Below are 12,694 nucleotides of genomic sequence, written 5' to 3'. Positions count from 1 at the left end.
AACATATTATTCATGACCAATATATTTAACACCTAGTTATTATTAAGTTTTTTTAAATTTAGTCTTGATAAGATGGTTCCTTTCGGCAGCTTGCATACCATTTTAAAGCGCAGGGGAGAATGTGCTTTTAAATACTTCAATTCTTTAATCTGATAAGGAAGAGATCTTCTATTAAGCTCCGATAAAAGAGCATTCTTCACCCGGTCATCCAGGTGGCTGGGATGCTCAAGACTAAGCTGCGGCAGTGAGAACTGATCCGATTCGGCTATTTCCAGCAGGATATGCGGTTTAAGCTTTGCTTCTTCAATCTGGCTGCCTGTAATAGCAAGGAAGCCTTCCCCCTCCAGGTAACCTTTTAGGGCTTCCAGGAAAGCATTATCCACACCTGATGAAGGAGGTGCTAAAAGAATGGATTCCAGCTTTCTTCCTGAAGCGATGTGAAGCTTTCTCTCAGTCTCCTCCCATTTAGCGGTATACCCATGTTCTTCACAAAAAAGCGTGATGCTCATCAATGAAGACAGCAAAGCATCTCCCATTGGCTTCTCTTCCAAAAAAACAGATAGGTTCATGGCGCATACTCCTTTATATCGGCTTTAGTCCAAAATATGAAAATATGAAATCAACCCAAGATCATCATACTGAAAAAACAGGCTCGTTGATTAGAACCATTTATCCCAAATATCCATATGATGAATTGAATACACAACCTATTAGAAAGGATGATTTAGTTGAAGCGTCATAAGAGACCGCAACTGACCCCTAATAACGTTCAAGAAGAATGTATTCGGGTTTCCAAGGTATATGACTGGGTATTTGATGCTATTACTACTGATACAGGAATTACCTTGCCGCCCGAATGTGCAGCCGCAGTTGCACTGGCAGTAGCAGAAGGGAGAACCCCGCTTGATGTAACATGCTGCGTTCCCGATGTAGGAGGATTTTTCCCGCTTGATCCTCCAGATACAGATGGAAATGCAACCTGTACAGTGTCTTCCAGAATTGAAAGGCGCAAAATTCCGGTAAACGGAGTCATGACAGACCTGGCTATTGTGAAGGTCATCTTCACAATCAGGCCGCTTGTTACAATCTATGATAGCACTGGCGCTGTCATTTGCAGCTTCCGTCCAACTATCAGCGAATCGCGCCGCCTCGTTGTCTGTGCTCCTGAGCCATTTACAAGCGACAACGTATTCTGCCGCCTGATTTCATTGAACTGTGAAACAAACTTCATTGAAACTGGTATTCCTGATCTTGGCCTGCAAATCATGCTTGATATCTGCTTTGAGATTCAGGTTGAGGCTGATGTAAAGCTGGAAGTCCTGGCGAAATTCTGCTTCCCGCGTCCAAACGATATTGTCATTCCTCCTGGTGGGGTTTGCCCGCCGTTTGAATGGCCGGAGCAATGCGACTTCTTCCCTCGCGACAATTGTGACTGCCAGGCGTTTGTGGATACAGACCCTATTACAGGCCCTGTACCAATCGCATTTGACCCGATTATTTTTGCAGAAGCCCTTGCTGCAGGAACTTATACGACAGAATTGAGAGCTGAAATCTGCGACAACTGCCAACTGACAGGAAGCACCCTGCAATGGATTGTCGAAGATTTTGTTGTACCGACTGGTACGGGGACTCTTGCTGTCGACCAAAGCTTTGTCTTCACTGCAGAAGAATTCAATATGCCAACATGCACGACTGTCCTTGGCATTACTACACTGACAGTTACTGGGGCGGGCACAATTGTATTTGCTGACCCGAGCGTGCCTGACCGCACCGTATTGTTTACATTGACACTGGTTGAAAATATCGGTACGGATCTGGATGGATATTCCATTGTTCTTACTGATGTAGCGGGACTTCCGTTAGTGACCTTTGCTGGCGCAGGAGCTGCGTTCGTGCCGGATGAAGACCTCATTATTCAGGATTGCGTAACATTCCCGAATCTATTGAATGGTCAGCCGCTATAAAAAGCATTGTTTAAAAGAAGGGGAAACCCTTCTTTTTTTCTTTTCCAGGCAGCTTATTTCTTTATTTGCTTTAATTCAGTAATCATATTAATGAAGTTGGCAGCATAATCTCCGGGAGAAAAATTCTGCTGTATATGCTGAGCTGCCCTTTGCCTGATTGCTTCCCGTAAAGGAGCATTTGTCAAAAGATCCTGCCCCTCCTTGACGGCATGCTGGATATTGCCTAAAGTAAAAAACTTGCCAGTAGTATTATGGATGATAAAATGCCGCACCCCATCTGAATCTGTTGAAAGGACGGGGCATTTGCAGACCATTGCCTCCAGGACGGCATAGCCGAAGCCTTCTACCTTAGAGGTAGAACAGAGAAACCCGCCTGAATCCCCGATCATGGAATAGTGGTCTGCCATCCGGTCATGTGGAAGATTGGCAAATACAGTCAGGTGGGATTGGAGATTAAGCTGTTTAATAACTGTTTCAAACGCTGTCCTTTGATCCGCCGGAGCAAGGGTACTGTCCTCAAACATCCATAATTTGATCGAAGGGTTCTGCCTGATCAGTTTGGCTCCGATCATGAGGAAGTCTTTCCAATTCTTATTTTCTTCAAGCCTTCCGACCCAGCCTATAATTGGATGTGGCCTTTTCGGCAAATGCCGGTAATGGAAATCTTTTGTGTTAAAGCAATTGTGAAAAGAGTATTTTTTCTTAGATGGAAAATAAGTTTCAAACGCTTTAATAAGATGAGGTGCCTTGGGATAGAGAATTGCATCACAATACGGATTGATAATAGGCATGGCATTGGCTTTCAAGAACTTTTCAGCATAATCTTTATCCTGTCCAAGGCCCTGGCTTTCAAAAATCAGAATTCCCTGATATCCCAGGGACCTGAGACGCTGAAGCATGGCAAGATCGGAGCCGACAACAATCGCTTCATAGCTCCCTTTTTGAAGGATTTCCTTGATGCCTAAATCGGTATTGGTCACATATAATGTGGCATCCGTTTTGTTCTGAAGCCCTGTACCGCTCTGTGTATAAAGGAAATGGCAGTTGATGCCAACCTGGCTGAGTGCCTGTAATCTCTGCCGGTTCAATGTTTCGACACCACCGCTTGGGACATAAAAGGTAAAAAGTATATTCAGATTGCGGTCATTCATTCTTCATTTCACCTCATTCCTTTTATAAAAATCAGTTCAAATCAGGCACCATTGCAGGCTCAGCAATCTATAATATCAGGAGGCCTTACGGACACCTCTTTAAATAAGGGGAAAATTCACTTTAAGTACAGGAAGGGGAATACGTGATGCTGCTCCCGGACTCCATTTCAAATCAACAGGATCTTGTAACAATCATTATCCCATTCTATAACTGCAGCTATGTTGGCAAGAGCATCTCAAGTGCATTGCAGCAAACCTATAAAAATATCGAAATCATTCTAGTGGATGACGGCTCAACACTTCATGATCAGCTTCTTAAGCCTTTCTTAAACCGGATTGTTTATATGAAAAAATCAAATGGAGGGACAGCCTCCGCTTTAAATAAAGGCTTCAAAAGGGCGAAAGGCGAGTATATTGTCTGGCTGAGTTCTGATGACATCATTATTCCTGAAAAAATTGAAAAGCAGCTCAGTTTTATGAAAAGGGAGAATGCAAAATTCTCTTTTACTGATTACAAGCTTATCAATGACAAGAACGAAATTCTGACAGGATCTGGTGTTCTCTCAAACTACAGCAAGGAATCTCTGCTTGATGGGTTGAAAACAAGCTGTACGATTAATGGATCTACAATCATGATGAAAAGAGAACTGCTTGCCAGTGCAGGAATTTTTGATCTTTCTTATCGGTATGCGCATGATTATGAATACTGGATAAGGGTGTGCTTAAAACATAACCCTGCTTTTCTTCAAGAGCCGCTGACTCTTTATAGAATCCACAATAAAATGGGGACGAAAAAGCATTTAAGAGAAATTAGTGAGGAAACGGATCGTATAAAGAAAAAATATGGTCCGGCCCTTAATAATTTTCAAGGATGGAAAGGGGCGAAATGAACGCCCCTCATTCATTTTATGGCCGGCAGCGCCTGGCCTATTCCTAAAACATGCCTTGATATCTTTCTTCTAAAATAATGGACAAGTAAAAGTAAATACTAGGGACTGTGCCAGACTGCAGCTGCGAGACTGGCTGCAGTGTATTCCTTGGCTTAAATTTAATCAGGATCCATTGAATAGGACAATTTTCGTACCAGTCACCGATGAATCTGAGTTTCCAAAATAGTAATTGGATGCCCCGTCAAGTGTCAGGTTTCCAGTCCAGGTAATTGTGCCAAACTGGGTGCCGAAAATTCCAATTGGCGGTACATCAGTTGCCGGATTTGCAGTAACATTTCCGCCAATAAAAGAGTTTAGGATGTTACTGTACACAGCTATCTGCATTGTGCTGTCTGAGCGGCTGTCCACCATCCGCTGCAGCCTTAGTCCATTGTGGATTACTGTTCCTGCGAACCAGCTGTTGTAAGCATATGTGTTCAGCTGGCCCATGTGGCCAGATTGAACGACATTCCCATTGATTTTTGCATTGTGAAGCTGGAATTCGATTGTAGTAAATGGATCGCCAAGTGATACATTCTGGAATATCACATTGCCGCTGATAATGGCGCCATTCGTATAATTGGTATGGGTACTGACGGATGTACCATTATCAAATGTTCCGATTACCGTTACTGGACGGGCATCAAAGGCAGGGCCTTGGATGAGGTATACATTCTCTGCTGCCTGGCTTGTTTGAATGGTTACATTTCTCGGAGTCGAAGATCCAAAGTTTGCAAGGTCTGCATTTCCAAGAACCCACGGGCCAAGACCCAGCAGCTGGACATGCCTTGCAGGCGGTATGACAATATCCTCATCGAATACTGAATTGGCTGCAATCAGGATTACCAGCCTTGCCCGCATCCCGAATGTAACAGCCAATGGGCTGTTTACAGCAGCGGTAACAGCGGCCTGCAGGGAGTTGAACGGGTTGAGAGGAGAGCCGTCACCAGGTCCGGGAGCACTTGAATCTGCCCAGAATATCGTTTCTTGTCCCCATAGGAAATCGCTTGGGCCTTGTTCTCCCTGAGGGCCTTGTTCACCTTGGGGACCCTCTGCACCAGGAGAACCAGTTGCTCCCTGCGGACCCTGGCTTCCAGCAGCCCCAGTTACACCCTGAGGACCTTGAGGGCCCTGAGCTCCAGTAACGCCGGTAGAGCCTTGAGGACCTTGAGTGCCCTGTGCACCGGCAGAACCTGTGGTTCCCTGTGGACCCTGAGGGCCTTGAGCACCTGAAACGCCGGTCGGCCCTTGAGGACCTTGAGCTCCCGCAGAGCCAGTGACTCCTTGAGGACCTTGAGCTCCCGCAGAGCCAGTGACTCCTTGAGGACCTTGTCCTCCTTGGGCACCAGTGTTGCCTTGAGGACCCTGAGCGCCTGTGTTGCCTTGAGGACCCTGTGCTCCTGTATTGCCTTGAGGACCCTGAGGGCCTTGAGCACCCGATCCTTGAGGCCCTTGCTCACCTTGCGGACCCTGAACGCCAGTATTGCCTTGAGGACCCTGAGGGCCCTGAGCACCCGATCCTTGAGGACCCTGCTCTCCCTGCGATCCTGTATTGCCTTGAGGACCTTGTGGCCCCTGAACACCGGTACCTTGAGGGCCCTGAGGACCTTGAGCGCCAGTGGCGCCAGTATTGCCTTGAGGGCCTTGAGCACCAGTGGCGCCAGTGCTCCCTTGAGGACCTTGAGAACCAGTGGCGCCGGTACTGCCTTGAGGACCTTGAGCGCCAGTGGCGCCGGTACTGCCTTGAGGACCTTGAGCACCAGTGGCACCTGTACTGCCTTGAGGACCTTGAGCGCCAGTGGCGCCAGTATTGCCTTGAGGACCTTGAACACCAGTGGCACCGGTACTGCCTTGAGGACCTTGAACACCTGTGCTGCCTTGAGGACCCTGCGGACCTTGAGCACCCTGATTAGATCCGAGAAGCTCGTCAGATACTACCCGGTGTGCAGCAACTAGCTGGCCGGAGACATCTCTGCCCCAAACTGATATTTGTGTGCTGGCTTCGGCAGGGCCGCCTGTAGTAAAAACAAATTCAAAAGCATCGAAATTAGCAGTCAGGTTCCTGGTAATAACCTGGTTTGGCCCGACGTTAATGGTTTCAAGGGCAAATAAAATCCTGGAGCCATTCAATCTATATCCCTGCAGCTGTACGGTTGAAGAATTCACTGAATCTCTGTTGTCAATTTTAATATTGACGGTCCTGGTTATCCTGTTTCCTCCTACAGGCGGATTGGAAATAGGTCCAGTAGATAAAACTGCCATAGTTATCCTCCTAACACTTTGGTCTGAAACTAAAGTCTCATAAACTACTCGTTCTCTTATTTATTTTATTTATTGATCTTAAGATTGATTGTGAGTTTGTCCATTTATGGGAGCGGATTTTAAGATTGCAATCTTTATAGAATAGTAGACGGTATGAGGAGGGATGCGGATATTAAACCAATAATTGAATAGCTTTATATATAAAAAGCCTGCAGTCTCAGAAACTGAGTCTGCAGGCAGTTTTTCAAAAGTAGCTGTTAAGCAGCAGGATACCATCTGTGAAGGCCTATGGAGCCGCAGGACCCTGTTCGCCCTGAGGTCCCTGAGGACCCTGAGCGCCGGCTGCCCCAGTTGAACCTTGAGGACCTTGGGCGCCCTGTGCACCAGTAACCCCTGTAGGACCTTGAGGACCTTGAACACCAAATGGACCTTGAGGGCCTTGAGAACCAGTAGCCCCTTGAGCACCGGTAGAACCTTGAGGACCTTGAACGCCTTGAGAACCAGTAACCCCTTGAGGTCCTTGTGCGCCTTGGGAACCAGTAGCCCCTTGAGGGCCTTGAGCTCCTTGCTCGCCTGTAGCTCCTTGGGAACCAGTAACCCCTTGAGGACCCTGGGCGCCTTGAGCGCCAGTTACTCCGGTAGGACCTTGAGGCCCCTGAGCACCGGTACCGCCAGTAACTCCTTGAGGTCCTTGAATTCCTTGAGGACCTTGTTCTCCAGTACCCTGAGGACCTTGTGCGCCTTGAGAACCAGTAGCCCCCTGAGCCCCGGTAGGACCCTGAGGACCTTGTGCACCAGTGCCCTGTGGCCCCTGAGCCCCAGTATTGCCCTGAGGACCTTGGCTGCCTTGAGGACCCTGAGCTCCAGTACCTTGGGGACCTTGGGACCCTTGAGCCCCAGTATTGCCTTGAGGACCTTGCTGGCCTTGAGGGCCACGATCTGAACCCAGCAGTTCATCCGAAACGATGCGGTGTGCTGCTACCAATCCTCCGGCTGCATCACGACCCCAAACAGAAACCTGGATATCCGCTTCAGCAGCTCCGCCAGTTGTAAAGTCAAATTCGAAGCTATCGAAATTCGCAAAGTAGTTTCTTGTAAGGACAGCGTTTGCCGGAACGTTCACCAGCTCAGACACATATATAGTGCGCGAACCATTCAGCTGATAACCTTGAATCACTACTGTTCCTGGGCTTGCTCCATTTCTATTGTCCACTTTAATTGTGACCGTTCTCGTTGGTCTTGAACCGCCTACCGCAGGATTCAGGATCGGGCCGGTTGACAATAGTGCCATATAATTACCTCCTTCCAGCATATAGTTAAATCAATACGGTTAAAGTGAAGCTGCCGTATTTCAATATATAGTATTTCAGAGTAGTATGTTTGCCAGTAAGTTTGTCCCGGCACAGCAGGAAATTTAAAAAAATAGATAAACTGCCTTCTTACAATAAAAAGGCCGCTCCCGGAACTCAATCCGGAAAGCGGCTGGCAGATTAAAAGAAAATATTAAACTTGGTGAAAAACCAATCATCATCATATTTGCGCCTTGCAAGATAACTTTTCTTTTTTTCCAATGCCCCGTTTGCAAGCACTCTATTTTCGATTTCCTTCTGGTTTCCATTTATAAGCATTTTCCGGACTTTATAAATCCTCGCAGAATTGAAATGGAGGTAAGACAGCCTGAGCAGATTATAGAAATAATCGTCAAGTTCAACTCTATAAGGCTGTACCTTCCTGAATAAGTGAAGCACTTTAGCTTTTGGCTGGACATGGCATTTATATCCGAACAGCCAAAGCTTGATTGAAATCTCCACATCCTCATATCCCCAAACTGGAAACCCAGTCTCAAAACCTCCCGCATCCTCAAAGACCGATCGATTGATGGCAAAGCAGCCTCCCGGCAGAATGGCAGTCTCAAAAAGATCGTCCTGTTTGACATTCCAGTGTGTCCGGATCTTTGAAGATCTCTCATTTACCCATAATGTCTGGCCATAGCCGGTGAAATGGGGGTTGCCGATGGCCCCGATGGCAGGTGTGACAGCATCGGTCAGGCCTTTTAGAAGAGGCTCGATCAGAAGGTCCAGCCAATAGTCTTCAAACTCCAGATGGGCATCACAGAAGACAAGCACTTCTCCTCTTGCTAGCTTGGCTCCTTCATTCCTCGCGTTGGCGGCTCCCACACCGTCTGTAGTGACGAGAATAATGTTTTTATCCAAGTACTCAGTTTTTAAAAATTCACAGCATTGATCATTTGATTGATCATCAACAATAATCAATTCATAGGGCTGGCCAATTGATGCCGAGAAGAATGATTCCAGAGTTTTTTTAACATTTTCGCCTTCGTTTTTCACTGGGAAGATAATAGAAGCGATTGCGGATTCTGCCATTTTACTCACTCTCCTTAAAGCCTGATTGCGTAATTATTCAAAAGACCGGGAAGATCCTTTTTTCAGCTTCTTCAAGCGTTATCTGTCCAGCCAAATAGCTGCAAATGAGCGAATAATTGAAGTGAATGCAGAATAAGTTCCTGTCACGCGAATCGGCAGCAGCTTTAAGATGGATATAAGGCGGGAGGATATAGGCGGTGATTGTCTTCGTGTCTTCAGCCAATTTCTTCATATCGCCCTGGGCGATGATGAATTTCCTTGAAATAGGGGGATAGGATAGCAGAATGATATCTTTGTTTTCAGCATCTGCGGGGAATTTTTCTATATCTGATTTCCGGCTGAGCTTTTCTGCCAGATCCTCAGGCAAGGCGGTCTTCTGTATCTGCTCTCTTTCTATCAAGTACAGGAGTTTCGGGATATTCCATTTGATCTGATAATATTCCGCATTATTTAACGGAATTTCTGCCATTACTATTTCATCCTCATTTACTATATAAGGGGCTTCATTCCCGGAATCGAGTTTATTCTTATAATACAGCAGTGTTTTTTTTAGATCTTTCGGAGGCTTGTTGACAAGGCTGAACCCGTTTCTTACTACAAGCTGTTCCATATAATCCACAGTCAGAAAGCGGTCAAGCAGAAAGCTTTTTTTCAATTAGATCACCCCTGCATATACATATTGCCGATCCATCTTTTCGTGCCTGTATAGTGTAACGGAGAAGTAAAATTCACATATAGATAAATAAGATAAATGCCTCAGAAGGAGGGGATGCAATGAAAAAGGATGCACATCATTCAACACCGGAGGAACTTGAAGGATTAGAGTCATGGGAGCCGGGAAGCATTATCAATTTTTTGGATACCTCCAGGCATAATTTAAACAGCATAAAGAAAACGCTGCTTTTATACAATGGGCAAACAAAAGCGCTTCTGTCAGATATCGCATTGATAGAGCAGGAGACACCAGCGGTCCCGGCCCCGGCAATTGACCGGCCAGAACAAGAAGAAAAGGAAGCAGTTTCCGGCCATGAGAATGACTTCAGGGCAGATGAGCTGCTAAAGGACATTTTAACAAAAATTAATCAGATCCAGGCGGAAGATCAAGAACTCAGGCGGGATATACAAAAGAAAGATCAAACCATTAATGAATATGCCCGGCAGAGAATGAATATGTACAATCAAATTACCAATCTTGAGTTTTTATTGACTTCCTCCGCAAAGAGAAGCCAAGAGCTGGAGAAAGAGCTAAGCCGAAGGAAAATGGAGTACAAAAGGAAGCTGAAGGATAACCGAAAACTCGCTGAAGAAATGGCCATTAAGCTGGATGAAGAAAGCCAAAAACTTTCCAGCCTTGTCTCGAAGGCGGGTGATCTCAGCAGCAATAAATATCATGATGACAGAAGAATTATCCTCGTGCATCTCCAGTCCAGCCTGGCAGGGATGATGACTATAAGGGAAGAACAAACCAAATGGTTCGGAGAAATGAAAGGCACCTTTCAAAATATTACAGAAAAATGGGTGACTGATGGATTCACATTGCCTACTCCAGAAGAGCAAGACGTGAATACTATAAAAAGAGGGAGCTGGATACATTTGCTAAGGTCTTGGTGGAATAATGAAAGTCAGACGCAAAGTTTAGCAAAGCTTGAGGAGCTTCAGGATAAAATCAAGGAACTGCATTCTCTTTTAAGCTCATATGAAAATCTGCTAAGCGATATGAACGGGCATTTTGAGCGTTATGAAGAAAATGAACTGCAATATACAAGCGAAATGAAAGAGCTGAAAGAACAGATCCGCGATTTCATCAAAAGGGATGAGGAATACCTCCAGAAAACGAAAGAACTGGAGGCTGAACTTGCCGATTATAAAGAACAGAATTTGAAGCTTGGCGGCAAAGTGAAAGAAATGGAGCAGCGTGATAAAGAACTCAAGACCAAAGTGGAAACCATGAAAAAGAGATCTGCAGGCAAAATCCAGCAGGCAAAAAATGCCGCTTCCCACAGGCAGGACCAGGATAAAATGCAACCGCGGCAAAACCAGGATTTAATGGGAAATTCCCAGAGAAGCGCAGCAATGATGATGCCGCCAAGAAAGCCCGAATCCGCAAGAGATCAGACAGCAGAAATGGCTGAGGCACTTATCAGAAGGGCCAGGGACAAAGCAAGGAATGATAAAAACCAGAACCAGGACAACAAGATGGAGCTGATTCAGAAATATTATCCCCAAGCAAAATCCCAATCAAGTGTTTTCAATCCATTTAAGAATTGATCGCCAACCGGGTAAAATAATCAGGGAGTGAGAGAAATGGAACAGGCCAGAAAATTCTATGAAAGCTTCAAAAAAGGAAAGAAGTTTCCTGCCGGAAAGATTACCGGCGAAGCCAAAAAGAAAAATTTGCTGGAAAATAAAAACCAGCTGCTTCCCAGCGGGGACAGCACAACATATGTCTCAGGCGCTGCCGGCGGTACACGCCCCCGCCGCAGAACCTGCTGCGGCCGTTAAACAGAATAATCATTTGTCCTTCCTGCTTCACGCATTAACATCAAAGCCACAGGAATAGTAAGCCGGCTGCACAGCAGATGATGCAGCATTATCGGATAGACTGCAGACAAAGCGTACCCGCTTCTGGTCTTTCTATCTGCCATAAGCATATAAGCATACATCCCTGTTGGCTCAAACTTTGCGCTGACCAGCACACTAGTACAGTTATAGCCAAAAATAAAGTTTCACATAATATAGAGTTAGTGACAGATCCTTTCTAATATAAGAATAAGTTGTGTAAAAGAGCGTATAAGAAAGGCTCCTGGATACGGGAAATCCAGGAGTCTTTTTCGTGTCTTGATTCAGGAGACAGTACCGATATGCTTTACCTTTCAAAACAGAGCCCCTTAAGCGTACAGATTATATGAGTTTATGGAACGTACCTTGCGGTTTTGTTTATATTATGTTAATTTTCAAAATAGTGTAACACTATTTTTACGGAAGGGGTAATCTATTGAATAGGTTGACGGAGATTTTACATATCAAGTATCCGATCATACAAGGAGGCATGGGAAATATCAGCAGCAGCCGGCTTGCAGCCGCGGTTTCCAATGCCGGAGGGCTTGGCACCATAGGGATAGGGACTATGCTCCCTAAAGAAATTGAAGCTAAGCTGCTTGCGCTGAGGAACCTGACAAGCAGGCCATTCGCTGTCAATATTCCCATCACCGTGTCCCCTTTTGCGGAAGAGGCAATGGAGCTTGCTGAAAAATACGGCGCAGCAGCTGTATCGCTTTCAGCTGGAAATCCCGCACCATATATAAGCCGGCTGAAGTCTAAAGGAATCAAAACCATTGCTGTCACTGCATCGGTCAGACAGGCTGAAAAGGCGGAAGCTTCAGGAGCGGACATTATTTCTGCTGAAGGCTATGAAGCAGCAGGCATCAATTCCAGGCTGGAAACGACAACGCTTTCTCTTATCCCCCAGATCTGCAGCAGGGTCAACATTCCGGTGGCGGCAGCAGGCGGGATCAGCGATGGAAGAGGAATGGCTTCTGTATTCATGCTAGGTGCAAGCGGCGTGCAGATCGGCACGCGCCTCATCGCAGTCAAAGAGGCACCTTTCCACGAAAATTACAAAAATGCTCTGCTTGATGCCAGCGATGCAAGCACGATCATAGTCGGCAGAAGTGCAGGGCAGATCCGAAGAATACTGCATACAGAGTATGCTGATTTTCTGCTTCAGAAAGAAACAGAAAATCCTTCTGAATACAGCTTATTTACTAATGAAGATTATCATAAAAAAGGAGCTCTTGAAGGAGATGGGGTGAGAGGGTTCATGAATGCCGGGCAGACCGCCGGGCTTATTGCAGATATTCCGGCGGTTGCCGATCTGTTCAAGCGGATGATGGAAGAGGCGGAAGAAGCTATCGAAAAAACAGCAGGCCAGTTTAGAGTTTTCAGTAAAGCCCGGCAGCAATAAGCAAGTTGAAGATTAATAGTTTTAATTAACTAAATCTTTA

10 protein-coding genes and 2 pseudogenes are annotated in these 12,694 nt (G+C 45.9%); 5 read left to right on the top strand and 7 right to left on the bottom strand.

Translation table 11 applies throughout. The annotated features are described in order from the left end of the window. Nucleotides 1–32: 32 nt before the first annotated feature. Nucleotides 33–569: a hypothetical protein gene (locus RBB45_RS19865; protein WP_306010245.1), complete on the bottom strand. Its 537-nt coding sequence runs from the start codon at nucleotides 567–569 to the stop codon at nucleotides 33–35. A gap of 159 nt (nucleotides 570–728) precedes the next feature. Between RBB45_RS19865 and RBB45_RS19860 the strand changes: the two genes are divergently transcribed. Beyond that, the gene (locus RBB45_RS19860) at nucleotides 729–1,964 is read left to right on the top strand and encodes a BMQ_0737 family morphogenetic spore coat protein (RefSeq protein ID WP_224951904.1); all 1,236 of its coding nucleotides are present in this window, start codon (nucleotides 729–731) and stop codon (nucleotides 1,962–1,964) included. Between the two features lie 53 nt (nucleotides 1,965–2,017). On the opposite strand, the gene RBB45_RS19855 is transcribed toward RBB45_RS19860, so the two are convergent. Further along, a complete protein-coding gene (locus RBB45_RS19855) occupies nucleotides 2,018–3,115 on the bottom strand; it encodes a glycosyltransferase family 4 protein (protein WP_306010244.1) in 1,098 nt (365 codons plus the stop codon). 146 nt (nucleotides 3,116–3,261) lie between these two features. On the opposite strand from RBB45_RS19855, the gene RBB45_RS19850 reads away from it, so the two are divergent. Further along, nucleotides 3,262–4,005, top strand: a complete 744-nt coding sequence (locus tag RBB45_RS19850) for a glycosyltransferase (protein WP_306010243.1) — start codon at nucleotides 3,262–3,264, stop codon at nucleotides 4,003–4,005. A gap of 162 nt (nucleotides 4,006–4,167) precedes the next feature. Here RBB45_RS19850 and RBB45_RS19845 read toward each other — a convergent pair whose 3' ends face one another. The 5 genes and pseudogenes from RBB45_RS19845 to RBB45_RS19825 all read right to left on the bottom strand — a co-directional run bounded on the left by RBB45_RS19845 (nucleotide 4,168) and on the right by RBB45_RS19825 (nucleotide 9,345). Continuing rightward, nucleotides 4,168–4,923 (bottom strand): hypothetical protein, encoded by a 756-nt coding sequence (locus RBB45_RS19845; RefSeq protein WP_222928998.1) that lies wholly within the window; start codon nucleotides 4,921–4,923, stop codon nucleotides 4,168–4,170. 132 nt (nucleotides 4,924–5,055) lie between these two features. Beyond that, nucleotides 5,056–6,306, bottom strand: a pseudogene (locus RBB45_RS19840) (collagen-like triple helix repeat-containing protein); the annotation flags it as partial. Between the two features lie 295 nt (nucleotides 6,307–6,601). After that, nucleotides 6,602–7,240 (bottom strand): annotated as a pseudogene (locus RBB45_RS26430) (collagen-like domain-containing protein); the annotation flags it as partial. A gap of 556 nt (nucleotides 7,241–7,796) precedes the next feature. Continuing rightward, nucleotides 7,797–8,690 (bottom strand): glycosyltransferase, encoded by an 894-nt coding sequence (locus RBB45_RS19830; RefSeq protein ID WP_148949529.1) that lies wholly within the window; start codon nucleotides 8,688–8,690, stop codon nucleotides 7,797–7,799. Nucleotides 8,691–8,727: 37 nt separating this feature from the next. Continuing rightward, nucleotides 8,728–9,345, bottom strand: a complete 618-nt coding sequence (locus tag RBB45_RS19825) for a hypothetical protein (RefSeq protein ID WP_148949528.1) — start codon at nucleotides 9,343–9,345, stop codon at nucleotides 8,728–8,730. A gap of 119 nt (nucleotides 9,346–9,464) precedes the next feature. Here RBB45_RS19825 and RBB45_RS19820 point away from each other — a divergent pair, with 119 nt between their 5' ends. The 3 genes from RBB45_RS19820 to RBB45_RS19810 all read left to right on the top strand — a co-directional run bounded on the left by RBB45_RS19820 (nucleotide 9,465) and on the right by RBB45_RS19810 (nucleotide 12,654). Further along, a complete protein-coding gene (locus RBB45_RS19820) occupies nucleotides 9,465–10,958 on the top strand; it encodes a coiled-coil domain-containing protein (RefSeq protein WP_224951905.1) in 1,494 nt (497 codons plus the stop codon). Nucleotides 10,959–10,994: 36 nt separating this feature from the next. Further along, complete coding sequence (locus tag RBB45_RS19815; protein WP_094769206.1) at nucleotides 10,995–11,192, top strand: hypothetical protein; 198 nt, start codon at nucleotides 10,995–10,997, stop codon at nucleotides 11,190–11,192. A 493-nt stretch (nucleotides 11,193–11,685) separates the two neighbouring features. Continuing rightward, nucleotides 11,686–12,654, top strand: coding sequence for an NAD(P)H-dependent flavin oxidoreductase (locus RBB45_RS19810; RefSeq protein WP_224951906.1), 969 nt, complete (start codon nucleotides 11,686–11,688; stop codon nucleotides 12,652–12,654). Nucleotides 12,655–12,694 lie beyond the last annotated feature (40 nt).

Source organism: Bacillus sp. MMSF_3328 (assembly GCF_030733525.1).
Taxonomy (GTDB): domain Bacteria; phylum Bacillota; class Bacilli; order Bacillales; family Cytobacillaceae; genus Bacillus_AB; species Bacillus_AB infantis.
The sequence above is the reverse complement of the archived record's forward strand: the minus strand, read 5'-3'. Positions and strand labels throughout refer to the sequence as shown.

Bases quoted from the DNA above. Each gene is read 5' to 3' on its own strand.
- RBB45_RS19850 (WP_306010243.1), top strand. From the start codon at position 3,262: ATGCTGCTCCCGGACTCCATTTCAAATCAACAGGATCTTGTAACAATC.
- RBB45_RS19830 (WP_148949529.1), bottom strand. From the start codon at position 8,690: ATGGCAGAATCCGCAATCGCTTCTATTATCTTCCCAGTGAAAAACGAA.
- RBB45_RS19855 (WP_306010244.1), bottom strand. From the start codon at position 3,115: ATGAATGACCGCAATCTGAATATACTTTTTACCTTTTATGTCCCAAGC.
- RBB45_RS19865 (WP_306010245.1), bottom strand. From the start codon at position 569: ATGAACCTATCTGTTTTTTTGGAAGAGAAGCCAATGGGAGATGCTTTG.
- RBB45_RS19815 (WP_094769206.1), top strand. From the start codon at position 10,995: ATGGAACAGGCCAGAAAATTCTATGAAAGCTTCAAAAAAGGAAAGAAG.
- RBB45_RS19820 (WP_224951905.1), top strand. From the start codon at position 9,465: ATGAAAAAGGATGCACATCATTCAACACCGGAGGAACTTGAAGGATTA.